Raw genomic sequence first — 25,284 nt, forward strand, 5'->3', positions numbered from 1 at the left:
AGAAGGCAAAAGGCAAAAGGCAAAAGGCAGAAGAAGGCAAAAGGCAATAGGCAATAGGGGGAAGAAGGCAAAAGGCAAAAGGCAAAAGGCAATAGGGGGGAACCCGTCTCGGGTTTGTCCTCTGTGTCCTCGGGCGACCACAAGGGTGCGCCCCTACGTGGTTCTCTCTTGCCTCTTGCCTCTTGCCTCTTGCCTCTTCCTAACCCTCCACCGTCAGTTTGGGAGTGGCATCCATAGGAATACTGCCGGGTTTTGAAGACGCTTCTGCTACGGCTAAATCAAACCAAAATGTAGTTCCTACTCCGACCTCACTGACTAAGTTAACGTTAGTATGATGCTTGTCAATAATGTTGCGGACAATGGACAGACCTAAACCAGTTCCTTCTAGGGTATGAACTCGGTTTTCCACTCGGAAAAATCGGTCAAAAATTGCCTCGCGGTCTTCTTCGCCAATGCCAATTCCTGTATCAGCAATTTCAACTCGGACATAGCGAGTTGCTCCTTCCATGGTATGGCTGTCCTCCGGCGTCATTGAAGAGAGTAGGTAAGCTCGGACAATGACTTTCCCGCCAGCTTCCGTAAATTTGAGGGCATTCCCCACTAAGTTGGCAAAGACTTGTAAGAGGAGGTCGTAATGACCTAAAACTGAAGGTAACCCCTCTTCAACTTCTTGTTTTAACTCAATTTCTTTATCCTTGGCATTGAGTTGATAGGTGCGTAACGTTTGTTCAATCGGTTGAAGAATATCGAGGGGTTCTAGGCGGTAAATTCGGCAGGATTCAAGGCGGGATAAATCCAGAACATCATTGACTAAGCGAGTGAGGCGATCTGTTTCATGGTTAGCCGTTTCTAGGAACTCTCGCCGTTCGCGATCGCTCAAATCATCCCCGTATTCGTGGAGAGTCTCAATAAAGGACTTGATATTAAATAATGGCGTTCGCAGTTCGTGGGAGATATTACTAATAAACTGACTCTTGGCTTCGTTTAACTCCACCTCGCGGGTAATATCCTGAACCGTAATAGCAATGCCTTTGACATTTTCCCGTTCCCGATCTAAAACCGTGGTCACGAGAATACGAATCATACGCGGGGTGGGTTCACTGATGGAGATGCGAAATTCCCCACTATCCCGTTCCCCCTTCGCCATTTGATAGAGAGGACGGGTCAGTTCCACCTGAATTGCAGCAGGGAAAGCGTGTAAAACATTAGTTCCAATCAGAGTGTGGTCATCCCAGCCGAAGATGCGGCGAGCGGTGGGGTTGACTAAGACCACATTCATCTCATTGTCCAATAACACCGCCCCATCGGCAATGGTGGACACTAGGGTTTCCAGTTTGGCTTTTTCGGCGGTGAGTTCTTCGATATTTTGTTCTTCGTAGCGTTCGAGACGTTCCGCCATTTCATTGAAACTCTCGATCAGTTCCCCTAACTCGCCGCCGAAGGGTAAATCAACTCGTTGGCGAAAGTTCCCTGAAGCGATGTTCTTCACCCCAACCAGAAGTTCTTTAATGGGACGGGTAATCGTGAGGGCGTTAAAGACGGCCCCGAGAATGACCATGACCCAGATTGAGACAAACACCGCAATGGTCACATCCCGGGTTAAGCCAGAAGAGGTGACAACCGTGGGATTGGGGTTGATGCCGATCGCCATAACCCCTAAGTGGCGATCGCCCTGAACTAAGGGCACAAAGACATCCGTCACTTGACCATTGGGGGTATTATGTTGACGCACAAAGGGCTGTTGCGATCGCCCCATCTCCTCGGGAAGTTGAATCCGCCGTTGAATCTGGAGAGAGTTCTGAACCGTGGACTCCGAATAGGGGATACCGAAGAAAATGCGACCCTCCTCATCAGCATAGAGAATATAACGGACGCTGGAGGTTCGGCTATAGAACTGACTACTAAAGCGAGCCAGTTCTGTCTTGTTGTCCTCTGCAATCAGTTGCGTCACATTCGCCGCTAGCAACAGGCCCAAATCTCGCCCAAAGCGGGTGTCATTGAGCCGTGCATCCTGCTGAATTGTGTTGGTTGCCCAAAATGTCAAACCGCTCACAATCAACGATACGACAAGGGTTGCAGCCGCCATGAGCTTGGTCTGGAGAGTGAACTCCGACCACCAATTCTTAATCATTTGGGCAGTGTGTTGCAGTAAGGTCAGCAAGGTTCAACTGTTGCAGTATTGCAGAGGGTTAGAGCTTTACGCTTCTATTCTGCCACGTTCCTGACCGTTGAGACGGTCAACTCAGATTCATTGGCTCGAATCACCCCAGTGACCGTAGGATATTAAAGTACAGCCTAAACCAGTGAGTTGCCCAAGACGGGCAGTTCCTCAAGATTAAGGAGAGTGGGGTGGTTAAAGAGGTTTTCGTCACCGGGGGAACAGGATTTATTGGGGCCCATGTGGTGCGATCGCTCCTAAGGGCCAACTATCGAGTTCGCGCCCTCGTGCGTCCCCAAAGTTGTTTCGATAACTTAGCCGGCCTAGATATTAAACCGGTGACGGGAGATGTGAATAGTCCTGATTTAGCCCAACTGATGCAGGGCTGTCAGGCCGTCTGTCATGTGGCGGCCCACTATTCCCTCTGGCAACGCGATCGCGATCGTCTGCATCGGGTGAATGTCCTGGGAACTCGCCATATCTTAGAAGCGGCCCAAACCGCTGGAGTGGAACGAGTCATCTACACCAGTTCTGTGGCAGCCATTGGCGTCAAACCGGGTGGCCAGGTAGCCGATGAAACCTATCAAAGTCCTCCCCATCGTCTCATCAGCGCCTATAAACAGTCCAAATACTGGGCTGAACAAGAAGCCTATCGCGCCATCGAGAGAGGACAAGACATCGTCATCGTCAACCCCAGTACCCCCATCGGCCCGCGAGACATCAAACCCACCCCCACCGGAGAGATTATCCAACGTTTTCTACAACGACGAATGCCGGCCTACGTCAACACCGGCTTAAACTTCATTGATGTGCGGGATGTGGCCCAAGGTCATGTTTTAGCCTTAGAGAGAGGCAAAACCGGAGAACGCTATATTTTGGGCCATCAAAACCTCAGCCTCAAAGCCTTTTTAGACAAACTCGCCCATCACAGCGGCCTCAAGGCCCCCCGTTATACGATTCCCCTCTGGCTTCCCCTCGCCATCGCCTGGGTGGATGAAATCCTCTTAAGCAAACTGGGCAAATCCCCCTCCGTCCCCCTCGACGGGGTGAGAATGTCGGCAGAACCCATGTATTACGATGCCAGCAAAGCGGTACGAGAGCTGGGTTTACCCCAGTCTAATCTGGATGAGGCGATCGCGGCTGCGATTGATTGGATGGAGAAGAAGGGAACAGAAACAACGTAGTTTCTGTTCCCTATTCCATCTCCGCCAACTCCATCCAGCGAACCGTCGACTCTTCAATCTGAGAACTTAAAGCCGCCAGTTCATGGGATAACGTCTCTAAAGCAACATGGTCATCTGGGGGATTTTGATAGAGTTGCACCTCTAATTTCGCCTTCCGTTCCTCCAAATCAGGGATTTCTCCTTCTAGCTGTTCGAGTTCCCGTTTCTCCTTGTACGATAGGCCCGAGGAAGACTTCTTGGGACGACTTGACGGGCTAGGTGCGGGAGAGGGGGCAGCCTTCACGGTCTTAGCAGCGGCAGCTTCAGCGGCTTTCGCAGCCCGTTCGGCTTCTAGTTTTTTATAGTCGAGGTAAATGGAATAATTGCCCGGATATTGGCGTAGCTGTCCAGAGGCTTCTAGGGCGAAAATCTTGTTGACCGTGCGATCGAGGAAATAGCGATCGTGAGATACCACAATGGCACAGCCGTTAAAGTCTTCTAAATACTCTTCCAAGACTGCCAAGGTTTGCACATCTAAATCATTGGTGGGTTCGTCTAAAATCAACACATTGGGGGCGCCCATCAAGACTCGCAATAAAAACAAACGCCGCTTCTCACCCCCTGAGAGTTTGTGTAAGGGGACATATTGCTGGCTCGACGAAAACAGGAACCGTTCCAGCATCTGGGAGGCAGTAATAATGCTCCCATCGGCGGTTTTAACGAGGGTGGCATCTTCCTGCACATAGTCAATGACCCGCTGATTTTGGTTGGCGGATTCAACCAAGTCTTCGGAATGTTGGTCGAAATAGCCGAAATGGATCGTTTCACCAATATCCACTGTGCCACGGTCGGGGTCTAGCCGTCCGGTGATGATATTTAAAAGGGTGGATTTTCCGGTTCCATTGCCGCCAATGATGCCAATGCGATCTTGAGCTTCAAAACGATAGGTGACATCTTTGAAGAGTTGACGATCGCCGTAGGATTTACTCACCCCCTCCAAGATAATAACTTTCTTGCCAATCCGCCGGCTGGGGGTGGAAATATCAACTTTACCCACGTGTTGCTTAAACTCAACATCTTGCATCTCTTCAATGCGCTGAATCCGAGCATTTTGTTTAGTGCTTCGTGCTTTGGGCCCTTGTCGTAACCAGGCCAGTTCCCGCCGCAAGACTCCGGCGTGTTTGCGTTCTTGACTCGCCGCCACCTCTTCGGCGAGGGCTTTCTTTTCCAGATAATAGGAGTAGTTGCCAGAATAGCTGTATAAATCTCCCCGATCCACTTCTAAAATACGGGTGGTAACTTGGTCGAGAAAGTAGCGATCGTGAGTCACCAGAACTAAGGCAGCGGGATAGCGTTGTAGGTACGTTTGTAGCCAGTCAACGGATTCAGCATCGAGGTGGTTCGTGGGTTCGTCCATTAGCAGTAAGTCCGGTTCAGCTAATAGGGCCGCAGCTAGGGCAATCCGTTTACGATAGCCTCCTGAGAGGGTTCCGACGTTAGCCTCAAAGTCCTCAATTCCTAATTGAGAGAGAATAATTTTGGCTTCGGTTTCCAAATCCCAAGCATTGGCTGCATTCATCTGTTCGGTGATGCGCGTCAGTTGCTTGAGGAGGCGATCGAGGTCATCTCCTGAGGCACGAGACATATGATGGGAGAGGGCTTCATACTCCCGCACAATCTGCATTTTAGAGCCACAATCGGCAAAAACTTGCTCTAAGACGGTGCGAGTGGGGTCAATATCAGGCTGTTGGGGGAGGTAAATGACTCGTTTATTACGATTAACCAGACGTTCTCCTTGATTATAGGGTTCGATGCCCGCCAATATCTTGAGGAGGGTCGATTTACCAGACCCATTTGTACCAATTAAACCGATTTTATCTTGCGAATCAACGCTTAAACTGGCATCTCGTAAGATTTCTTTAATACCAAAGTCTTTGCCAATGGATTTTAGGGTGATAATACTCATAAAATTTAAAGGGAGTCTGAGTCTAATGTCTGATGGTAAGTTCTGATAATTTGCCTTAAAACTTGCTCGAACTTAACCAAACTTCATTATAATCGAAATTGGACAAGGATTTGCCCCGTGGCAGTTGACGAATGCTGCATCAGGGCCAATCCGGGCCCTTGACCTTTCTCCGGGAGAGCGATCGCGCTGTGGGCAAGAGGCAAAGCCGGTTAACGGTGGCAAGTGATCTCAGCCTGATGATTCAGATTCAGCGCTGGTTTGAGGATTTTTGTTTACAACAGCCGAGACTGGCCCATTGGTCCGATGACCGCCTCTATTGTCTTAAGTTAGCCATTGCTGAGGGATTTAGTAACGCTGTTCGTCATGCCCATCGTCACCGTTCCCTAGAGACTCCCATTGATGTAGAACTCTCCCTGGAGGGCGATCGCCTGGAAATCCGGATTTGGGATTTGGGCCATCCCTTTAACCCGGAATTAGTCCCAGAACCGGAGCCGGGAACCCTTCGTCAAGGGGGATATGGTTGGTTCCTACTTCGACGCCTGTGCGATCGCGTCACCTATCAGCGCGACAGCCAGGGTCGCAACTGCCTCTTATTAGAACAAAGCATTGAGGAGTCCTAGGGGTAATGAAGGTAAAATCACTGCCACGTTAAGGGGACAGCGCTGCCTCCGTAGTTCTTCTACCGTAGTTTCCCGGAGAGGCGACCACGACAACGAAGGATAGAGTAAGGCCTAGGACGCTCCCGTCAACGGACAGTCAAACCATTTCCTATACTGGTTGAAATGCGATGAGATAAAGAGACCCTGGCCAAGCCACTATGAAAAAAGCACTAATTTGTGGAATTTCCGGGCAAGATGGCGCTTACCTGGCAAAATTTCTCCTTGAACGAGGCTATGAGGTCTGTGGGACGTCCCGAGATGCTCAGATGTCCTCCTTTAAGAATCTGGTCGCCTTGGGGATTCGCGATCGCGTCAAACTCTATTCCATGAGTCTGACCGATTTCCGCAGTGTCTTACAAGTTCTAGACCGAACTCAACCCAGCGAGGTCTATAATCTCAGTGGTCAGAGTTCCGTCGGACTGTCCTTTGACCAGCCCGTTGAGACCCTCGATAGCATCGCTACAGGAACCTTAAACCTCCTAGAAGTGATCCGATTCATCGGCTCCCCCATTAAATTCTACAATGCGGGGTCAAGTGAATGTTTCGGCGATACCCAGGGAACCCCCGCCGACGAACAGACCCCCTTCCGACCCCGCAGTCCCTATGGGGTGGCCAAAGCCACCGCCTTCTGGGAAGTCGCGAACTACCGAGAGGCCTATGGGCTTTTCGCTTGTTCTGGGATTCTCTATAACCATGAATCCCCCCTGCGGCCGGAACGTTTTGTCACCCAGAAAATCGTAGCCAGTGCCTGTCGCATCGCTCAAGGGAGTCACGACCCTCTCTACTTGGGCAACACCAGTATTCAACGAGACTGGGGTTGGGCCCCGGAATATATCCAGGCCATGCACTTGATGCTGCAACAGGATGTTGCCGAAGATTACGTGATTGCTACGGGACGCACCTATAGCCTACAAGCCTTTGTTGAAGCTGTTTTTGCTCATCTGGGACTCAACTGGCAGGACTACGTCACCACGGATGAGAGTCTTTATCGACCCACAGATATTGCCGTCAGTCGTGGTAACCCCGCTAAAGCCAAGCAACAGATGAAGTGGCAAGCTCAGTCTGATATGCCTGAGGTGGCTCGGCTGATGGTGGAGGCTCGTTTGCAAGTGTCGATGTAATCCTCAAGACCCCCAGGTGGGTGGCATCTGCGTGCGTTGCGTTTTTCTCCCTCTTACCTTTGGATTATCGTTATGACGACTCCTCTACTCACTTCAGATCCCTCTTCCGTGCGATCGCCCCTCGGGAAACCGGCCCATCTCTTTGTCTTCCTGGAAATTTTCTCCTGTGAAGGGGGAATCCAATCCTATGTGAAAGATGTCTTGAGAGCCTACGAGCGTGCCGCCGCTGTCAGTGCTAACCCCCAAGCAGCGGAGGTTTTTCTCTTACGGGATGGGGGCGACTGTGAGAATCCCTTTGATTATCCCGATAACCCCTACTTACGGTTCCGTTACTTTAAATCCGCCTCTCCCTGGTGGGGACGGTTGAAGTTAATTGGAGTCCTCTGGACGCGACTATTACAACAACGGCCCGCCTCCGTAGTTTGTGGTCACGTGAAACTCGCCCCCCTAATTCGCCTCTTCTGTAAACCCCTGGGGATTCCCTATCGGGTGATGACCTATGGTAAGGAAGTGTGGGAGCCTCTGCCGGGCTCCGCTCGTCACGCCTTGCGGGATGCGCAAGAACTCTGGACGATTAGCCGTCATAGTCGCGATCGCGCTTGCCAGTCCAATCATCTCAATCCAAAGCAGTTTAAACTTCTTCCCTGTATCGTCAATGGGGAGATCTTTTCACCGGGCCCTAAACCAACACACCTATTAGAACGCTATCACCTAAACGATTCTCGGGTCTTGATGACTGTGGCTCGTCTTTGGTCTGGGGATATTTATAAGGGGGTTGATGTTACCCTGCGGGCCCTGCCGAAAATTCTTCATCATCATCCCAATGTCAAATATCTTATCATTGGCCGTGGGGATGATCGCCCTCGTCTGGAGGCTTTAGCTGAGGAGTTAGGAGTCGCTGAGCAGGTGGTGTTTGCCGGCTTTGTCCCCACTGAAGAACTTCCTGACCATTACCGAGTCGCAGATGCTTATGTGATGCCGTCTCAAGAGGGGTTTGGTATCGTATATTTGGAAGCAATGGCCAGCGGGATTCCCGTATTATCCGGCCAGGGGGATGGCTCGGCTGACCCCTTGCAAGATGGTAAGTTAGGGTGGCAGGTGGCCCATCGAGACCCCGACGCGGTGGCTCAAGCCTGTATTGAAATGCTCGAAGGTGACGACGCCCGCGTCGATGGCTCTTGGCTGCGCCAGGAGACTCTGGCCCAGTTCGGCGAGGGGGCGATCGCCCAACGGTTGCAAGGACTCATGGGCTTTCACTAGAGTTGAAAAGAGGGTACACCCCGAGCGGTCAGTTCAGGGCTAGGACTGTTCCCCCTTGAGGCTGCCCCATGTCCCCAGCAAGGAGGCTGTTGTGAATCCAAACGATTTTAACAAGGTGAACTTAAAACAGGTTCGATGGTCTGGCCTGAGTTTCTGGCTAACCGTGTTGTTGGTGATTAGTCTCCTCAGTGCCGTGGGCTTGGGCTGGCTGGTCCAATCGATTATTATTGCCTTAGCTCTGTTGCCAGTGTTAGGGATTGTGGCGGTGTTGGGCTTGCAATGGTGGATTCGCCGTAAGCTAGTGCAAGATAGCTGTCCAGTCTGTGGGTTTGAGTTTGTTGGCTTCAAGGACTCGACCCTCAACTGTCCGAGTTGTGGTGAGCAGCTTCAGGTTCGTGATGGCCACTTTGAACGCAGCGCCCCCTCGGGAACAATTGATGTACAAGCCACTGACGTGTCCGTGAAGACCCTAGATACGTCAGTGCAACCCTCCCCCTCATCTGAGCCAAATGATGAGGGTAGAGGGCAAATTTAGGGGTCTCTTGGGAGAGTTAACGAAAGTATGGGTGGCAACGTTATGAGTGGGAAAAAAAGAGCGCGGGTCAACCGATGGTCTCGGTCGTTTGTGGGCGTGCTGATGCTGGCGATTGTTCTCAGTGGCTGTCAACAATCTCCCTCGGGGGATTTGGAGGCACAGGTTTTAGAGATTATTCGCGAGAACCCGGAGGTTATTTTAGAGTCCGTTCAAGCCTATCAGCAGGAACAACAACGGTCTCAGCAGGAGTCCCGTTCGACGGTGGTGGAACAGATGCGGGAGAATCCGGCTCAGTTTATTGGGGAGTCTCCCGTTAAGGGTTCGGCGGATCAGGAGATTGTCATGATTGAGTTCTCGGACTTTCAATGTCCTTTCTGCGCTCGGGCTAGTGGGACGGTGGCCGAGTTTATCGAGAGACATGGCGATCGCGTGACCCTCGTCTTTAAGCATCTGCCCCTCGTCTCGATTAACCCCCAAGCTCTACCGGCGGCCCGCGCCTCCTGGGCGGCTCAACAGCAAGGCCAATTCTGGGAGTATCATCAGGCCCTGTTCGAGAATCAAGAGCGGTTGGGAGAAGCTCTATACGTGGAGATTGCTGAAGAGCTGAATCTGGATTTAGAGCAGTTTGAGCGCGATCGCCAAAGTGATGCGGCGATCGAAGCAGTGCAAGGGGACTTGGAACTGGCGGATCAGTTAGGCTTAACAGGAACTCCCACGTTCTTCATCAATGGCGAGTCCTTCACCGGGGCAGTTCCCCTCGAAGAGATGGAAGCGGTGCTGGCCCAGGTGACTGGAGAAACCTCTTAGCATATTGACCTGTGTTTGTCAAGATATGTCTTCTGGGGGCAAAGTGATCTATGAATAGGGTGTCTCAGAATACCTTGAACCCAGTTATGCTCTCTATTGAGTCGAGACCCTATACCGATCCCCCCCAGCTCGGTCAGCCCCAGCGCCTTCTCATTGTTGAAGACGAACAGCTGATCCGAGAGATGGTGACCTTAGCCCTAGAGGATGAAGGGTATCAGGTGCAGACGGCCGCTGACGGACAAACCGCTCTGGCCATCCTCAGTGATCCCCACTTGCAACCGGGCGAGTTTCCCTTCGATTTGATCGTGCTAGACCTGATGCTGCCCCAAGTCAATGGCCTCGATCTGTGTCGGTTGTTACGACAACAGGGAAATCCGGTGCCAATCTTAATTTTAAGCGCTAAAGGCAGTGAAACCGATCGCGTCTTGGGCTTGGAAGTGGGGGCCGATGATTATCTCACCAAACCCTTCAGTATGCGGGAGTTGGTGGCTCGTTGTCGGGCCCTGTTACGTCGTCACCATTACAACGTGGTCAACAAGCCCTTGCGCTTTGAGTTTGGGGATATTATCCTCTATCCTCAACAATGCCGGGTCTTGCTACGGGGGGAAGAAATCAATCTGGCCCCGAAAGAGTTTCGTCTGTTGGAACTATTCATGAAGTCTCCCCGGCGGGTTTGGTCCCGAGAACAACTGCTTGATCGGGTGTGGGGCTTTGATTTCATGGGGGATAGTAAAACCGTGGATGTGCATATTCGTTGGCTGCGGGAAAAACTAGAAGCCGATCCCAGTCATCCTGAATACATCATTACTGTCCGGGGCTTCGGCTATCGTTTAGGTTAAGAGTCGATTAAGATACAAGAGGTGCCTCGACAGCGGCAAAACGAGGAACGTAGCCCACGACGCTGGGTGAGGAGTCAATCATGTGGGTGGTGGCATTTCTACTAGGATTCATGATTGGGGGTGGGATTTTTGCCTGGCGTGAACAACTCCAGCGTCGTCATTGGCATCGCTTACTAACTCAGGTTCCAGAGGATGTGACTGAGAAAAGTCTCTCGGTTCAATCCCAGATGCGTCAGGCACTAACCCACCTGAGTCAAGTCCATGAAGAGGCTCAGGTGCAACTCCGGATGTATGAGGTCATCCTTGAGTTGGCCCCCATTGGCTATGTGCAAGTCGATAATGAAAATCATCCCTTAATTTTTAATCGTCAAGCCCGTTCGCTGCTGAAAGTGTCCGATTGGGATCCAGGGGGCGATCGCCTCTTTTTGGAGGTGGTGCGTTCCTATGAATTGGATTTGCTAATTCAACAAACTCGCAATTATCAACGGTCCTCTTATCAGGAATGGCAGTTTTTTCCCCAGGCCGCTGATGCAGCGCAAATCAGTAGTCAAAATCCCCAAACCCTGAGGGCCTATGGCTTACCCTTAGCCGATGGTGATGTGGGTATCTTTCTCGAAGATCGGCAAATGCTCGTGGAGTTAAGCCAATCCCGCGATCGCTGGATGTCGGATTTAGCCCATGAACTGCGAACCCCCTTAACCTCTATTCAGCTCGTCGTTGAAACCCTCGTCGATCGCCTTGAGGGTCCCATGAAGGGATGGGTGGAGCGTTTACTCCCGGAAACCCAACGGCTCGTGACCTTAGTTCAAGATTGGCTGGAATTAAGTCATCTGGAAAATCAAGAAACCCTGACAACCGAACCCCTGCATTTACAGGGGTTGATTGAGTCAGTTTGGCAAACCTTGGAGCCGTTAGCAGTCCAAAAACAGGTAACCTTCCACTACCGAGAACTGGAGACGGACGGGGAGCCATTCTGGGTGGAGGGAGACAGTTCCCGGCTCTATCGGGTATTTCTGAATGTATTGGATAATGCCATTCGCTACAGTCCGCCTGGAGGGACAATTCACGTCCAGGCCCAGCGTTGTGCTGATCTCAATCAGGGGGACCGGGTGCAGCTTGAGATTGTGGATGAGGGGGAAGGCTTCGCCAGTGCAGATTTACCCCATATCTTTGAACGGCTCTATCGCGGAGACCCGGGACGAGGGCGCAGTCCTGATGCTGGTATCACGGGAGAGGTCATGACCTCCACGGGGAGCGGTTTAGGGTTGGCGATCGTGCAGCAGATTATCCTAGCGCATCAGGGAACTATTGAAGCGAGCAATCACCCCCAAACGGGGGGGGCGTGCTTAACCCTGAACTTACCTCGGGCCATCCCCAGTTCGAGAGAGGGGTCTGGCCCCTAGGGCTTGGGTAAAGCGATCATAAAATTACGATTAAATCTTCGGCAAATTCGCTCATTTTAGGCTAAGTGGCTCTCCGTTTCGCGCCAATTTTGAGAAAGTTGTCCCACAATGGGAGAGAAACTATAGGAGCCAAGGCGATAGTGCAACGGGTGAACACCTCTAAACTCAACTCCAGTCGTCAACAGTTTGAACGAGAACTCAAGCGCCTCCGTCAAGATGTGTTGCGGATGGGCGCTCTTGTGGAAAATTCCTGTCGTCTCAGCCATCAGGCATTGTTTCATCGGGATTTGGCAGCAGCCGATGTCCTCAAGCCTCTCGATAAGCAGATTGATCACTTCTATCGTCAAATTGAAGCCGATAGTATTATGTTGCTGACCCTGCAAGGCCCGGTGGCCCAGGATTGTCGAGTCTTAGGGGCGTTTATGCAGTTAGTACGGGACCTAGAACGAATTGGGGATTATGCTAAGGATTTAGGGGAGATTGCCGTCAAGTTATTTCCCTATCCACCCTTGGCTTGTATGCCTGATGTGGAACGGATGTCCCATGAGACCCAAGCAATGTTAGGCATGAGTTTGATAGCTCTGGTGGAGCTTAATCCCGAGGCGGGGACTCAGATGAAGGAGAAGGACACCACTGTTGATGATGCCTACGATCGCCTCTATCGCCATCTCGCTAGCCAATCTAACTATCGCGGTGTGTTGGAGCCGGTTCTCTTGGTCACCTTAGCCATTCGCCACCTGGAACGGATGGCGGACCATGCCACCAATATCGGTCAGCGGGTGACGTATATTGTCACGGGACGGCGAGGCTGAGGTGTGGTTAACGAGTTAGGACGAGGTTATCTCGGTGGATGACGGTGTCAGGACTGCGTTCGCGAAGCGTGCGAGACTCGCCATCGCGAAGGGTGCGGGACTCGCCATCGCCCAAAATCCGAGAGATATCCTCGGACTGAACGCCGCAGATTCGTTCTAAGTCGTCGCTAGGATAGTTCACCAGGCCCCGTCCGAGTTCCTTGCCCCTTTCGTCACAGAGAATGACAGCATCATTGGCCTGAAATTTGCCCCGAACGGCGGTTAATCCGGCGGCGAGGAGGGATTTGCCCCCCTGACAGATGGCGGTGACGGCTCCGGCATCGAGGAGCAGTTGTCCCTGGGGGACTAGGCCAAAGGCAATCCAGCGTTTGCGGGCGTTTTCCGGTTTGGCGTGGGGGACAAAGTGGGTACCGATGTCTGCCCCCTCAAGGATAGCTAGGACATTTTCGGGGGTTTTGCCGGCAGTGATGACGGTACGCACGCCGCTATCGCTAGCAATGCGAGCAGCGGCAATTTTGGTTTGCATTCCCCCAGTTCCCCAAGCACTGCCGGCATTGCCTACCTCCAGGTTGAGAAGTTCATTGAGATGCTTGACTTTTTTGATGGGTTGTGCATCGGGGTTGCGATTGGGGTCAGCGGAATAGAGGCGATCGACGTCGGTGAGGAGAAAAAGCCAATCCGCTTCGACGAGACTGGCGACGAGGGCGCTGAGGGTATCGTTATCGCCAAATTTGAGTTCTTCGGTGGCGATGGTGTCGTTCTCATTGACAATGGGGATAACGCCGAGTTTGAGGAGTTCTTGAAAGGTGTTATAGGCGTTGACGTAGCTACTGCGTTGGACGAGGTCTTTACGAGTTAGAAGAATTTGGGCAATGGGCTGTTGCAAACTGGTAAAGAGGTCATCGTAGACGCGCATGAGTCGTCCTTGTCCTACGGCGGCTACCGCTTGTTTGGTGGCCAGACGACGGGGGCGATCGCTCAACCCGAGGCGAGCGCAACCGACCCCCACGGCACCGGAGGAGACGAGAACCAGTCGGTGTCCTTGACGACGCAGTTGGGTGAGGGTTTCGACTAAACGAGCCAGGGTGGATAGGGCAAGATCGCCACTGTCAGGCTGAGTTAGGCTAGAAGTCCCAATTTTGAGGACAAGGGTTTGAGACATGAAGGGTATCCGTTGGGGAGGCTCAGGGGTGAGTTGGTCGGTTAGGCCTCATGGATGAGGCTGGTGAGAGCGTCTTGCATCTCCTCAATGGTAGTGGTGGCGGTTCCGAATTGACGCACCACCAGACTGGCGGCGAGATTCCCGAGAACCACGGCTTCCCAGAGGGAGGAGCCTGAGGCCAGAGCTAGGGTGAGGGCGGCGACGACGGTATCTCCGGCTCCAGTGACGTCGAAGACATCAGTCCGATTGAAGGCGGGGATATGTTCAGTGGCGCCTGAACGTTGGAAGAGTGTCATTCCATCGCCACCTCGGGTGATGAGAATGGCCTCGGCTTGGGTGCGTTCTAGGAGATCGGCCCCGGCTTGTTGCAGGCTTGGCTCGTCGGTGATGGAATAGCCAACTTCTAGCTCAGCTTCTGGGAGGTTGGGGGTAAAGAGGCTGGCCTGTTGATAGCGAGTTAGGTGATTCTGGGTATCGACAATGGTGCGATCGCCCCCTAAAGCACTCTGAATCACTTTGGGGGTGAGAACGCCGTCGCCATAATCGGAACAGACGACGGCGGCGACGGTTGGATGCTGTTGCTGGATATAGTCGGCCAGTTGCTGCTGTAAGTCTGGATGGGGAAGGGTATCGGATTTGCGATCAAGCCGTAGCACCTGCTGGGTAACGGACTGACGCGCATGGGCGGAAATGCGAGTTTTGGTGACGGTGGGCCGTTGGCGATCGATGAAAATCCCTCCAGTGTCGATTCCGGCGGCCTGGAAAATCTGCACCAGAGCCTGTCCCTGTTCATCATCCCCCACCAATCCCGCGACGGAGATCTGGCCGCCGAGTTTGGCCAAGTTATAGACGGCGTTGGCCCCGCCTCCGGGGACTCGGCGGGTGGATTCATGGCGAATAATGGGAACTGGGGCTTCTCGGGAGATACGTTCGACTTCCCCGGTGACAAATTCATCCAGGGTTAAATCTCCCACCACAAGAATTTGGGCATTGCAGAATTGCTCAAGGCGTTCGAGGAGTTGCACTTCTGCTGCTTTGAGGCGATCGTGGAAGGGGTCAGCTTGGGTTCGATGAGCATCAACCATGGAAGGGTAACCAGTGACAACGGAGGGACGACAGGGGAGTAGGTTCGCCCCATCGATTATTTCATGAATGTTGTCAGGATAGGCCCTAGATTCCCAAGATGAGCCGGAGTGATATCTTGAGGATGGTCGGCTAGGTTCCCCTTAACCCCAACGTTTCAGATTGTTTACTGTTGATTCACCATTAACCTGTTCGAGTTCTTGGGCGAGATTCACCGCGACTCTTCAATCCATCATAAAATTTTGTAAATCTTCAATTGTGATGTTCAAGTCTTGAGCAAACTCAGGAACGGGCAACCTCTCGGTTGGATTAGCAAAAAATTGGGGCTGCTGTCCGGGTTGATAACTGAGAACGGTTAAACTATCCGGGTCAATAATCCAACCCAATTCAGTCCCAGAATCTAAACAGTGTAAAATCTTACCCGTGAGAAGATTTTGCGCTTGCTTAGGGGAGAGAATCTCAATCATCCAGGGCGGGGGAACGAAAATTCCGTTGGTGACTGATCCGGTTTCATCACGAGGAATCTTATCCCAAGTAATCACAACGATATCTGGGACAATCGAGCGTCCTGAGAACGTTACCCGGAGTTCGGGGAAGGCTCGGGCAATTTTAGCTTTCCGCAAGCTGGTATTAATGCAAGCGGTTAAATCACCTTGAATACTACTATGTTTACATTGTGGTATGGGCTTCTGAATGATTTGTCCCTCGATATATTCACTCGCCGGTTTGGTTTCGGGTTGGGCGAGGAAGGCTTCGAGGGGGATGGCGGCGACTGGAGTTTGAACCATGGGGCTGAGTCTCCTGTGTGATAACTCCCCTTTTACTATAACTTTGACCAACTTTGACAGCTAGGGTGATGTGCGAATGGGCGATCGGTATTAAGATGAAAGCCAAGCTGCTCCTCATCCTGAAACGCCTGTGATTGTTGCGCAACCGATCGCCCCCTATCATCTAACCCCCACTCGACCCCCCTATGTGGAAGTTCTCGTGGACTGTCCGGGGTCGGAAAAACTGTTTACTTACGCCATTCCTGAGGAATTAGAGGTCGAACCGGGGGATATTCTCTCGGTTCCCTTTGGTTCGCAGCAAGTCGGGGCGATCGCCATCGGATTTCGTAGCAGTCCTCCCCCAGATTTAGACCCCACTCGCATCAAAGCGGTGGACGATATCATCACCCGAGGCTTCTTTCCCCCTCACTATTGGCAACTTCTCGAACAGGTGGCAGACTACTATTACACGCCCCTGATGCAAGTGATTCGCGTCGCCCTTCCCCCCGGACTTCTACAGCGATCGCAACGCCGCATTCGCCTCAACCCCGAGGCGATTACCCCTGGTGCAGAACAGTTCCTTTCTCCTATCGCCCGCCGGGTTCTCGCTCTTCTGCAAAATGGAAAATCAGACCACTATAGCGCCACCTATGTACAGCAAAAAATTCCTGGAGCCAGTCGAGGAATTCGAGATTTAGTGCAACGAAATTATGCTCAAAGTTACCTAGAAACACCTCGTCCTGCTCAACCCAAACTCAAACAGGCGGTGATTCTTATCGATGTTTCTCCAATTGTCTATACAGAACTCACCAAACGTCAGAAGGAAGTACTGATTATCCTCCGACGTCATGGAGGGGAACTCTGGCTAACGGATTTATTACAAATTGCCCGCACCACTCGCCCAACTATCAGTAATTTAGAACGTTGCGGCTGTCTCGTAGTCGAAGGGCGAGAAGTGTTGCGGCGAGAGAGGGGGGTTAGTGTTGCGGCTGATGGGGCCAAAGACCTGACCCCAGCGCAATCTCAGGCGTTGCAGCAGATTCTGCAACAGTCTAACTACTGTGAGATGTTGTTACATGGCGTTACGGGGTCTGGGAAAACTGAAGTCTATTTGCAGGCGATCGCCCCCATTTTAGCCCAACAAAAATCCGTCCTAATTCTAGTTCCTGAAATTGGCCTAACCCCTCAACTGACCGATCGCTTCCGGGCCCGTTTCGGCGATCGCGTGTTTGTCTATCACAGCGCCCTATCCGAGGGTGAACGTTTCGATACCTGGCGACAGATGCTCACTGGAGAGCCGCAAGTCGTCATCGGAACCCGATCCGCCATTTTCTGCCCTCTACCCCGTCTCGGGCTAATTGTACTAGATGAAGAACATGATAGTAGTTTCAAACAAGACCGTCCCGCCCCCACCTATCATGGGCGAACGGTAGCGAAATGGCGTGCAAAATTAGAAGATTGCCCCTTAATTTTAGGCTCAGCAACCCCATCCTTAGACACCTGGTTAGACTGCCGCCAAATCCACCCGCAACGTCACTACCTTTCTCTCCCCGAGCGAGTCCAAGCTCGACCCATGCCCCCCATTGAAATTATCGACTTACGGGGAGAACTCCAACGGGGCAATCGCTCCATTTTTAGTCTAACCCTGCAACAAGAACTCAGGAGATTACAAGAAACAGGGAAACAAGGAATTTTATTCATCCACCGCCGAGGACATAGTAGTTTTGTCTCCTGTCGCAGTTGCGGTTATGTCATTGAATGTCCCCATTGTGACGTCTCCTTATCCTATCACCATACCCATGAAGGAGCCAGTCAGTTATTGCGCTGCCACTATTGCGGCTATACCCGTCAACATCCCCGCACTTGTCCTGAATGTGGTTCCCCCTATCTTAAGTTTTTTGGCAGTGGAACCCAACGAGTCATGCAGGAACTAGCTCGCAATTTTCCTGAATTAAATGCCATTCGTTTTGACAGTGATACGACGCGAAATAAGGGTACACATCGAGCTTTGTTAACTCGTTTTGCTCAGGGAGAAGCTCAGTTATTGGTGGGAACTCAGATGTTAACCAAGGGGTTAGATTTACCCTCGGTGTCTCTCGTGGGAATTGTCGCCGCTGATGGACTGTTGAACCTCTCAGATTATTGGGCCGGGGAACGGGCCTTTCAAACCTTAACTCAGGTGGCGGGCCGCGCCGGACGGGGGGACGACCCTGGACGGGTGATTCTGCAAACCTATACCCCGGAACATCCGGTGGTGCAAGCAGTTCAGCGTTATGACTATGCTGAATTTGTCGAGGCGGAATTGGAACAGCGGGAGGCGTTGGACTATCCCCCTTATGGCCGGTTGCTGTTGGTGCGTTTGAGTAGTTTGGATGGGGAGTTAGTCGAAGCCACAGCGATGCAGATGGGGGAGATGTTGCAGGAGGATGGGGCCCGTTCCGGGGAATATGAGGTGCTTGGACCAGTTCCGGCGACGGTGTTGCGGGTGTCGGACCGCTATCGTTGGCAGATTTTGTTGAAGTTTCCCAGTCAGGACCGGGTGGAGTTACAGGGCCAGTTGCAGCGGTTGCGCGATGTCTGTCCGCCGAAGGTTCGCTTGGCGGTGGATGTGGACCCGTTGAATTTTGGCTGAGGTCTGGCCAAAACTGTGGCCAAAAGATGTTGGCCAAGGGAAAAAATCTGCTACTGTGACAATCAGATTTGAGACATCCAGACGTGCAACCGAGGTAGATCATGCGAATTCTCTTTGTTGGGGCAGAAGCCGCACCACTGGCTAAAGTGGGCGGAATGGGCGATGTGGTGGGCGCACTCCCCCGGTATTTACGGAAACTGGGCCATGATGTGCGGGTGTTTATGCCCTATTACGGTTTCCTCCCTGACAAACTTGAGATTCCCGAGGATCCGATTTGGTGGGGCTACGCCATGTTCCAACACTTCGCCATCTACGAAACGAAACTCCCCAAGAGCGATGTTCCCCTCTATCTGTTTGGCCATCCGGCGTTCATGCCCCGTCGCATTTATCATGGGGATGATGAAGATTGGCGGTTCACCCTCTTTTCCAATGGGGCGGCGGAGTTTGCCTGGAATTACTGGAAACCTGATATCATCCATTGTCATGATTGGCACACCGGCATGATTCCGGTCTGGATGAATCAATCTCCTGACATTACCACGGTGTTTACGATTCATAACTTGGCCTATCAAGGTCCCTGGCGGTGGTATCTCGATCGCATTACCTGGTGTCCTTGGTATATGCAAGGCCATAACACCATGGCCGCTGCGGTACAGTTCGCCAACAAGGTGAATACGGTCTCCCCCACCTACGCGGAACAGATTAAAACCGCTGAATATGGGGAAAAAATTGAGGGGTTGCTCTCATTCATTAGTGGCAAACTCAGTGGTATCCTCAATGGCATTGATACCGAGAGTTATGACCCGGAAACGGATACAGCCCTGAAGCAAAATTACACGGCTGACACCATCGAAAAACGTGCTGCTAATAAGGTGGCTCTCCAGGAAGAGTTGGGCTTAGAGGTGAATGCCGATACCTTCATGATTGGTATGGTGACGCGGTTGGTGGAACAGAAGGGGATTGATTTACTGCTGCAAATCCTCGATCGCTTTATGGCCTATAGTGATTGTCAGTTTGTTCTCTTGGGAACGGGCGATCGCTACTACGAAACCCAGATGTGGCAACTCAGCACCCGCTATCCTGGACGCATGGCTAGTTATCTTCTCTATAATGACCAATTGGCCCGCCGCATCTATGCCGGAACCGATGCTTTCATGATGCCGAGTCGCTTTGAACCCTGTGGGATTAGCCAAATGTTAGCGATGCGGTATGGCTGTCTCCCCATTGTCCGCCGTACAGGGGGGTTAGTGGATACGGTTTCCCACCATGATCCCATGAAAGAGGCGGGAACTGGGTTCTGTTTTGACCGCTACGAGGCTCTCGATTTATATACCTGTTTGGCTCGCGCTTGGGAGTCGTTCCGCTATAAGAACGACTGGCGCAAGTTACAACAACGGGCGATGCGTCAAGACTTTAGTTGGCGCAAGTCGGCGGTGGCTTATGATAATCTCTATCGGGATCTCTATGGCCTGCCCCATCGGACTGATGAGGAATTGCCGAAGTTGTTTGAACAAGCGGAAGAGTTTACGACGGTTCAATAGTTACCGTATGGCGAAGGATGCCCCTAGGGATAAGTGCGTCACTAGGGGCATTTGGGTTAATGAATTGGTAAAGTTTGTCACTTTGAGAGGGTTAACCATGAATGTTAGAGCGATTATTGAGTGGGATGAAGTCTCTCAGTTATATTCGGCAACTTGTCCAGAGTTAAACTTTGTCTCGTCGTTTGGAGAAAGTCGTGACGAGGCGATCGCACAGCTTAAGGATGCGATCGCTCTCATGTTAGAGCCAATCCCAGAGGTAATCGTCTAGAACAGCAGCAAGATTTCTCGACGACTTTGCTAGACATTAACATTGGGGGAGGGCGAACGGCCGTTCACCCCTACAAGTTGCTAACTTGCGACTTGTTCCGGTGTCTCTGAGACGGCTTTGGTTTTCTCCTCAATGGAACTCATCAAGGATTCATAGGGTTGAATAAACTTGTCAATCCCTTCCTCAATCAACTCCGCCATCACCGAGTCCAGGTTAATCTGAATATCCGGGTGGTTGAGATGTTCAATCACCTGATAGGCCCCTTTCACATTTCGATGAATTGTATCCGCTTGCGGTTGACCGTGGTCGGCAAAGGCCTCTAGGGTACTGGGAGGAATGGTGTTAACCGTGTTGTCCGCCACCAGTTCCTCAACATACATGACATCGCTGTAGTCGGGGTTCTTGGTGCTGGTACTGGCCCAGAGGAGTCGTTGAGGACTGGCTCCTTTGTCGGCGAGGGCCTGCCAGCGATCGCTGCCGAAAATCTCCTCATAGGCTTGATAGGCAATCTTGGCATTGGCGATCGCCACCTTACCCTTAATAGAGTTAACCAACTCAGCATCCGCACCGGCTTCGAGGCGTTTATCCAACGCATCATCAACTTTACTATCAATGCGGCTGAGGAAGAAACTGGCCACCGAGGCGATGTTGTCCACCGGCTGTCCGTTGCGGACTCGGTTCTCTAAGCCGCGAATGTAGGCCCAGGCCGCTTGTTGGTAATCTTCCACTGCAAACAGCAGGGTGACGTTGACATTGATACCTTCGGCGATCGCCTGTTCAATGGCCGCAAACCCCTCTAGGGTTCCGGGAATCTTAATCATCACATTGGGGCGATCGACCGCGTTATTAAACCGCCGCGCCTCCGCCAAAGTGTCCTTCATATTCCGCGCCAGATGGGGTGACACCTCGATGCTGATATAACCGTCTTTCCCATTCGTCTCATCATAAATGGGGCGGAAAATATCACAGGCGTTGCGGATATCTTCAAAAATCAGGGATTCATAAATCTGTTCTGGGGATTTCTCTGCCTCAACTCCGGCTCGGATGTCGCCGTCATAGACTTGGTTGCCGATAATGGCTTTCTCAAAAATGCTGGGATTCGAGGTAATTCCCCGTAAATTCAAACTTTCAATCTGAGATTTCAGCTCACCGGATTCGATCGCAGACCGGTTGAGATTGTCCATCCAGATGCTTTGACCGTACTCGGCGAGTTTTTGCAGGTTGTCGTTACTCATAGGAGAATCTCCCTAAACGTCAAGTTAGCAGTCGCCTTGGCTTTTTGGACTACAAAAAACAGGTAACAGTTGACAAATTTTATAGTTTGTGGTAAATTATGTCGTGCTAATTTATCAAACGGAAAAGCCGACCGCCTGGGACTATTCTAACGATAACGTTTAGCATCAGCACTCTCCCAAACGATGGAGATCGGCTCAACTCCCGACCGCCAGGCAACGACGAGGATGGATATGGGAGGTGAGCCATTATGGGGGGCATCGCCTCAACCCCCAGAACAGGGGACTGAATTGCCGGGTTCGGCTAGGGGCGATCGCCCCCAGAGAGAGTTAGCTGCGACGGAAGAACTGCCAGGGGAGTCCATTCCAGAGGAAACACCCCTCTAGGTTCATCCCCGATTTGTCCCGTGCAATGCGGACAGAACCGTAGTTATCCGGGTGAATCAGGGCGACGATTTGGGGGAGTTGCAACTGCTGAAGTCCCCATTGCAAGACCGTTTTGGTGACTTCAGTGGCGAGTCCTTGCTTTTGGAAGGGTACATCAATGACATAGCCGACTTGAATGAGTCGGTTAAGTCGATGGGGGATGATCTCCCCATTGGGCCGATAGAGTTGCAAAACCTCAGGGCTACAGGAACAACGTAAGCCTGAGCGTCCAATGAATTGGCCGTCATGGGTGAAGATAGCCAGGGGACAGATGGGAGTTTCCCCTTGGCTGATGTAGTCTTGCAGAATCTCTCGCGTTTGCGATTCGGATTTCACGCCCCCCAGAAATTGCATCACCTCCGGCTTGCTGTACAGTTGGCTTAAATGGGGCAAATCGTTGTGGGTAAACGGTTTGAGGAGAGTGCGTCGAGTTTTTAGGGGAAACATCGAGGCACAGGGATTGAAGTCGTCTGGACAGGGCCGGACGGAAGATAAAGTCATGGTGGCACACCTCTAATTCAGAGCAAAATAGCGCCCCGACCCGCAACGAGCCGGAGCGAGTGGGGGGACTATTTAGAGAGTGCCTCGTGATACATCATTTCCCAGAACGCCATCGGACACATATCCTTAAGCTGTTCAGGATTGTGATACACCGCCTCTTCCAGAGCGGACCATGCTCTGTCGATGGCCTCTAAATGGCGAGGGTCATCTTGCCCGGCTGGTGGCTCGTTGAGCTGTTTGACGAGATTTCCCATCAATCGGCGGCCCAGTTTCCGGCGTACTAGCGGATTCTCTTCCCGTTGGAGGCGATCGCAAAGAGATTTCAGCTCCAGATCGGTTTGTCCCACTGGAGCGATCGCTTGATATTTGTTATTCTGTTTCATGATGAAGATTGTGTAACTTAAGCGTCCCTATCCCGGACGGCCATCTCGGATAGGGATTTGAAGACAATCTGAACGCAAGTGGTGACCGACTCTAGAAACACAATCTAGGTCGGTCATTCAACCCTAAACGACTTATTGGTTGGTGAGCGCGGCTTCCGCAATCAGGTCGCCAATTTTGCGTAGTGCTGGCTTCAGCTTGCGGCTCCAGGCACCATTCATGGTTCCAGCAGGAATCTGGAAATGCTCAGCTAGGAGCGCATTAGTCCATTTTTCACCGCGAGAGGCGCGATCGTAAATCTCTAGCAAGACCTCCTGGACTGTGACCTGTGTGGTAGCCGTGCGACAAACCCAAGTCCCACTTAACTCACCGGTGGGATCGGTTTCCAAGATGTCACGGACTTTTTGGAGGTCAGGGGTTTCTGCTTCAGGCTGTGGGAGGAGGTCACAGTTTAGAGTTTGGGAATCACCGAAACCCCGAACTCGTCGAGATTCACGTTTCCAGATATCTTTGTAAGCGCCTTTACAGCGCATATTCCAAAGCGTTATCGGGCTGGCATTCCCTTGGTCCGGATCATACGCCTGACCGCCGCGCACATCTCCCTTGAGCTTCCGTTCAATGTAGTCCCAGGCAATGTCGGCGGCTTGGATATACCGGGGGTCATGTCGATAATGGGGTGGCTCTCCTGGCCAATAGCAGCGTTGGGGAGCCGACAGCATCACCGTCATGATCTTGCGATGGAGACCTCGACGTTGTTTGGCGGATGAGGCTTGTCGAAGCTGCCGGCCCAAACATTTCAGCTCCTCATGGAGTGCAACATTCGGATTCCCTTCTTGCTTCGAACGCTTGGACAGGGTTGTCACTCCCAGATGGGTTGGTCCCACTGGAGTGTAATCTTGGTTATTCTGTTTCATGATGAAGATTTGGTAACTTAAGCGTCCCTACCACCAGCGGCCATCTGGCATAGATAGGGATGTCAGACAATCTGAACGCAATGTGATTGGGCTCAGACCATGGGTTTTGGCCCGATTCGGTTTGATGAATACAAGACATTATAAATTTTGAGTCCCCTAAGTGTCAAGAGTTTGCGTATTCTAAATGCAATTTTGCGTACTATGATCCAAATAAAGCGGCTTCTAACACCGACAAATGTGCTATTGTCTTCCTAGAGCCGTACCATGATGGTCTAGTCGTCACCCATGAACGCCCAAACCTTCCAACAGCACTTACAGGCGCTAAAAGCAGAAAGCCCAAAGACATACGAGCTTTTAAGAGAGTTTCTGCGTAATGGCGGCAATTGGAAGCAAACGGCTGAGACTCGGGGCATTAAGGAGGGGACAGCTCGTAAGCACATCTCTAATGTCTACGCAAAGTTCGAGATTGGGGGTCAGAGACAGAAAAAAACGCTTTTAGTGGCATTGTTTAGCCAGTACCAACCCGATTGGGTCAACTCCGAGCAGCGCCTAAACCGAGTTGAGCGACTCACTGGCATCGTCCCCCTGAACTCTCCCTTCTATATTGAGCGTAGTGAGGATGAGATCATCAAACAGGCATTCCGCAGTTGCCAAAATGATGAGCGTCTTGTCTTCTGTCGCCTCCGCAGCGCCCGAGGTTTGGGTAAGTCCTCCTTGTTGGTGAGACTGCAAAATTTCCTGGAACAAGAGTTACATCATCACGTCGGCTGGGTAGATTTGGCAGAAGGAACCTTGGGAAATCTGGATGACTTCCCCAATCTGATCAAGTTCTTTACCCGTAGTGTGGCCCGAGAGTTCGCCCCCGCGTTACCCCCTCAGCATCAACTCGACGCTTTACAAGACCATTGGCGAGAAGAGTTGGCTCCGGGAGTTAACTGCATGGACTACCTAGAGCAACAGGTCTTTAAGCCAATCAAAACTTTAACCCCCTCTCAACCCTTGACCCTCATCATTGATGGCATTGACTCTCTCCTAGGTCAGCGAAACGTTCAGGGACCCTTTTTAGATTGGCTGCGATCCTGGAATGAGCGCAAAATGAAACGGGTGAGTCAGGACCCGGTGGTCTGGTCTAATGTGGTGATTGCCTATTCCACAGACCCCTATGCCGCCTATGAGATGGCAGGATCTCCTCTCGATAATGTGGGCCTACCCATTGAACTGACGGAGTTTAATCAATCACAAGTTCAGAAGTTAATAAAACTGTATGGTTTGCCCTGGCATAACGATGAGAAGCAAGTGAAACTCCTGATGGATTGGATTGGCGGTCATCCTGAACTCCTCAATCGATCGCTCTATGCCATGCGGATAGAGAATCGGTCTTTGGAGGATTTTCTCGAATCAGCGACCCAGCCTGGGAGTGAATTTAATACGTATCTGCAAGAGTATTTGATGTTGCTCCAAGAGCACCCTTCTCTCAAATCTTGCTTTATTAACATCCTCAGGGGTAAACCCGCTCAAGATGAGTTTGCTATTTTTCAACTCGACAAGTGTGGCTTGATTGATGTCGATAGCAGCGACAATAAACCCCGACCTCGATTTAAATTATATGAAAAGTATTTTAAACGTGCTCTTGCGGCTGATACGGAGAGTTAGG

Annotated in this window: 22 protein-coding genes; 13 read left to right on the forward strand and 9 right to left on the reverse strand. The window is 51.7% G+C overall.

What is annotated here, in order from left to right; translation table 11 throughout:
* Positions 1-199: 199 nt before the first annotated feature.
* Entirely contained in the window at positions 200-2,161 is a 1,962-nt protein-coding gene (nblS, locus tag NEA10_RS14870; RefSeq protein WP_374111776.1) for a two-component system sensor histidine kinase NblS, read from the reverse strand.
* Positions 2,162-2,349: 188 nt separating this feature from the next.
* On the opposite strand from nblS, the gene hpnA reads away from it, so the two are divergent.
* Positions 2,350-3,342 carry a hopanoid-associated sugar epimerase gene (hpnA, locus tag NEA10_RS14875; protein ID WP_252661886.1) on the forward strand — a complete coding sequence of 331 codons (993 nt, stop codon included), beginning with the start codon at positions 2,350-2,352 and terminating at the stop codon, positions 3,340-3,342.
* A gap of 10 nt (positions 3,343-3,352) precedes the next feature.
* Here the strand turns inward: hpnA and NEA10_RS14880 are convergent, their stop codons facing one another.
* Entirely contained in the window at positions 3,353-5,287 is a 1,935-nt protein-coding gene (locus NEA10_RS14880) for an ABC-F family ATP-binding cassette domain-containing protein (protein ID WP_252661888.1), read from the reverse strand.
* 131 nt (positions 5,288-5,418) lie between these two features.
* On the opposite strand from NEA10_RS14880, the gene NEA10_RS14885 reads away from it, so the two are divergent.
* From NEA10_RS14885 to phoU, 8 genes are all read left to right on the forward strand, one after another.
* Positions 5,419-5,907, forward strand: a complete 489-nt coding sequence (locus tag NEA10_RS14885; protein ID WP_252661890.1) for an ATP-binding protein — start codon at positions 5,419-5,421, stop codon at positions 5,905-5,907.
* Positions 5,908-6,104: 197 nt separating this feature from the next.
* Positions 6,105-7,067 (forward strand): GDP-mannose 4,6-dehydratase, encoded by a 963-nt coding sequence (locus NEA10_RS14890; RefSeq protein WP_252661892.1) that lies wholly within the window; start codon positions 6,105-6,107, stop codon positions 7,065-7,067.
* A 72-nt stretch (positions 7,068-7,139) separates the two neighbouring features.
* Positions 7,140-8,327, forward strand: coding sequence for a glycosyltransferase (locus NEA10_RS14895; RefSeq protein WP_252661894.1), 1,188 nt, complete (start codon positions 7,140-7,142; stop codon positions 8,325-8,327).
* Between the two features lie 91 nt (positions 8,328-8,418).
* The gene (locus NEA10_RS14900; RefSeq protein ID WP_252661897.1) at positions 8,419-8,862 is read left to right on the forward strand and encodes a hypothetical protein; all 444 of its coding nucleotides are present in this window, start codon (positions 8,419-8,421) and stop codon (positions 8,860-8,862) included.
* A 102-nt stretch (positions 8,863-8,964) separates the two neighbouring features.
* A complete protein-coding gene (locus NEA10_RS14905) occupies positions 8,965-9,669 on the forward strand; it encodes a DsbA family protein (protein WP_252661899.1) in 705 nt (234 codons plus the stop codon).
* Between the two features lie 86 nt (positions 9,670-9,755).
* Positions 9,756-10,508, forward strand: a complete 753-nt coding sequence (locus NEA10_RS14910; protein WP_252661901.1) for a response regulator transcription factor — start codon at positions 9,756-9,758, stop codon at positions 10,506-10,508.
* 80 nt (positions 10,509-10,588) lie between these two features.
* Positions 10,589-11,911: a sensor histidine kinase gene (locus tag NEA10_RS14915; RefSeq protein WP_252661903.1), complete on the forward strand. Its 1,323-nt coding sequence runs from the start codon at positions 10,589-10,591 to the stop codon at positions 11,909-11,911.
* A gap of 140 nt (positions 11,912-12,051) precedes the next feature.
* Positions 12,052-12,723: a phosphate signaling complex protein PhoU gene (gene phoU, locus NEA10_RS14920; RefSeq protein WP_252661905.1), complete on the forward strand. Its 672-nt coding sequence runs from the start codon at positions 12,052-12,054 to the stop codon at positions 12,721-12,723.
* Positions 12,724-12,730: 7 nt separating this feature from the next.
* Here the strand turns inward: phoU and proB are convergent, their stop codons facing one another.
* From proB to NEA10_RS14935, 3 genes are all read right to left on the reverse strand, one after another.
* Complete coding sequence (proB, locus tag NEA10_RS14925; RefSeq protein WP_252661912.1) at positions 12,731-13,885, reverse strand: glutamate 5-kinase; 1,155 nt, start codon at positions 13,883-13,885, stop codon at positions 12,731-12,733.
* Between the two features lie 41 nt (positions 13,886-13,926).
* Positions 13,927-14,970, reverse strand: coding sequence for a bifunctional heptose 7-phosphate kinase/heptose 1-phosphate adenyltransferase (locus NEA10_RS14930; RefSeq protein ID WP_252661914.1), 1,044 nt, complete (start codon positions 14,968-14,970; stop codon positions 13,927-13,929).
* 222 nt (positions 14,971-15,192) lie between these two features.
* Complete coding sequence (locus NEA10_RS14935) at positions 15,193-15,756, reverse strand: Uma2 family endonuclease (RefSeq protein WP_252661916.1); 564 nt, start codon at positions 15,754-15,756, stop codon at positions 15,193-15,195.
* A 130-nt stretch (positions 15,757-15,886) separates the two neighbouring features.
* Here NEA10_RS14935 and priA point away from each other — a divergent pair, with 130 nt between their 5' ends.
* The 3 genes from priA to NEA10_RS14950 all read left to right on the forward strand — a co-directional run bounded on the left by priA (position 15,887) and on the right by NEA10_RS14950 (position 20,176).
* On the forward strand, positions 15,887-18,367 hold the full coding sequence (gene priA / locus NEA10_RS14940) for a primosomal protein N' (protein WP_252661918.1): 2,481 nt from the start codon (positions 15,887-15,889) through the stop codon (positions 18,365-18,367).
* Positions 18,368-18,468: 101 nt separating this feature from the next.
* Complete coding sequence (glgA, locus tag NEA10_RS14945; RefSeq protein ID WP_252661920.1) at positions 18,469-19,908, forward strand: glycogen synthase GlgA; 1,440 nt, start codon at positions 18,469-18,471, stop codon at positions 19,906-19,908.
* A gap of 97 nt (positions 19,909-20,005) precedes the next feature.
* Positions 20,006-20,176, forward strand: coding sequence for a type II toxin-antitoxin system HicB family antitoxin (locus tag NEA10_RS14950; RefSeq protein ID WP_252661922.1), 171 nt, complete (start codon positions 20,006-20,008; stop codon positions 20,174-20,176).
* 80 nt (positions 20,177-20,256) lie between these two features.
* Here NEA10_RS14950 and tal read toward each other — a convergent pair whose 3' ends face one another.
* The 4 genes from tal to NEA10_RS14970 form a co-directional block, all read right to left on the reverse strand.
* On the reverse strand, positions 20,257-21,411 hold the full coding sequence (gene tal, locus NEA10_RS14955; protein ID WP_252661924.1) for a transaldolase: 1,155 nt from the start codon (positions 21,409-21,411) through the stop codon (positions 20,257-20,259).
* A gap of 327 nt (positions 21,412-21,738) precedes the next feature.
* Positions 21,739-22,335 (reverse strand): GNAT family N-acetyltransferase, encoded by a 597-nt coding sequence (locus NEA10_RS14960; RefSeq protein ID WP_252661926.1) that lies wholly within the window; start codon positions 22,333-22,335, stop codon positions 21,739-21,741.
* A gap of 68 nt (positions 22,336-22,403) precedes the next feature.
* Entirely contained in the window at positions 22,404-22,718 is a 315-nt protein-coding gene (locus NEA10_RS14965; RefSeq protein WP_252661927.1) for a hypothetical protein, read from the reverse strand.
* 132 nt (positions 22,719-22,850) lie between these two features.
* Positions 22,851-23,630: a hypothetical protein gene (locus NEA10_RS14970; RefSeq protein WP_252661929.1), complete on the reverse strand. Its 780-nt coding sequence runs from the start codon at positions 23,628-23,630 to the stop codon at positions 22,851-22,853.
* A gap of 285 nt (positions 23,631-23,915) precedes the next feature.
* Between NEA10_RS14970 and NEA10_RS14975 the strand changes: the two genes are divergently transcribed.
* Positions 23,916-25,283: an AAA-like domain-containing protein gene (locus NEA10_RS14975; RefSeq protein ID WP_252661930.1), complete on the forward strand. Its 1,368-nt coding sequence runs from the start codon at positions 23,916-23,918 to the stop codon at positions 25,281-25,283.
* Position 25,284: the final 1 nt, after the last annotated feature.

It is taken from the genome of Phormidium yuhuli AB48 (assembly GCF_023983615.1).
GTDB classification, from domain to species: domain Bacteria; phylum Cyanobacteriota; class Cyanobacteriia; order Cyanobacteriales; family Geitlerinemataceae; genus Sodalinema; species Sodalinema yuhuli.

Bases quoted from the DNA above. Each gene is read 5' to 3' on its own strand.
- NEA10_RS14880 (WP_252661888.1), bottom strand. From the start codon at position 5,287: ATGAGTATTATCACCCTAAAATCCATTGGCAAAGACTTTGGTATTAAA.
- NEA10_RS14885 (WP_252661890.1), top strand. From the start codon at position 5,419: ATGCTGCATCAGGGCCAATCCGGGCCCTTGACCTTTCTCCGGGAGAGC.
- NEA10_RS14890 (WP_252661892.1), top strand. From the start codon at position 6,105: ATGAAAAAAGCACTAATTTGTGGAATTTCCGGGCAAGATGGCGCTTAC.
- NEA10_RS14895 (WP_252661894.1), top strand. From the start codon at position 7,140: ATGACGACTCCTCTACTCACTTCAGATCCCTCTTCCGTGCGATCGCCC.
- NEA10_RS14905 (WP_252661899.1), top strand. From the start codon at position 8,965: ATGCTGGCGATTGTTCTCAGTGGCTGTCAACAATCTCCCTCGGGGGAT.
- NEA10_RS14910 (WP_252661901.1), top strand. From the start codon at position 9,756: ATGCTCTCTATTGAGTCGAGACCCTATACCGATCCCCCCCAGCTCGGT.
- NEA10_RS14915 (WP_252661903.1), top strand. From the start codon at position 10,589: ATGTGGGTGGTGGCATTTCTACTAGGATTCATGATTGGGGGTGGGATT.
- proB (WP_252661912.1), bottom strand. From the start codon at position 13,885: ATGTCTCAAACCCTTGTCCTCAAAATTGGGACTTCTAGCCTAACTCAG.
- NEA10_RS14930 (WP_252661914.1), bottom strand. From the start codon at position 14,970: ATGGTTGATGCTCATCGAACCCAAGCTGACCCCTTCCACGATCGCCTC.
- NEA10_RS14935 (WP_252661916.1), bottom strand. From the start codon at position 15,756: ATGGTTCAAACTCCAGTCGCCGCCATCCCCCTCGAAGCCTTCCTCGCC.
- glgA (WP_252661920.1), top strand. From the start codon at position 18,469: ATGCGAATTCTCTTTGTTGGGGCAGAAGCCGCACCACTGGCTAAAGTG.
- NEA10_RS14950 (WP_252661922.1), top strand. From the start codon at position 20,006: ATGAATGTTAGAGCGATTATTGAGTGGGATGAAGTCTCTCAGTTATAT.
- tal (WP_252661924.1), bottom strand. From the start codon at position 21,411: ATGAGTAACGACAACCTGCAAAAACTCGCCGAGTACGGTCAAAGCATC.
- NEA10_RS14960 (WP_252661926.1), bottom strand. From the start codon at position 22,335: ATGACTTTATCTTCCGTCCGGCCCTGTCCAGACGACTTCAATCCCTGT.
- NEA10_RS14965 (WP_252661927.1), bottom strand. From the start codon at position 22,718: ATGAAACAGAATAACAAATATCAAGCGATCGCTCCAGTGGGACAAACC.
- NEA10_RS14970 (WP_252661929.1), bottom strand. From the start codon at position 23,630: ATGAAACAGAATAACCAAGATTACACTCCAGTGGGACCAACCCATCTG.
- NEA10_RS14975 (WP_252661930.1), top strand. From the start codon at position 23,916: ATGAACGCCCAAACCTTCCAACAGCACTTACAGGCGCTAAAAGCAGAA.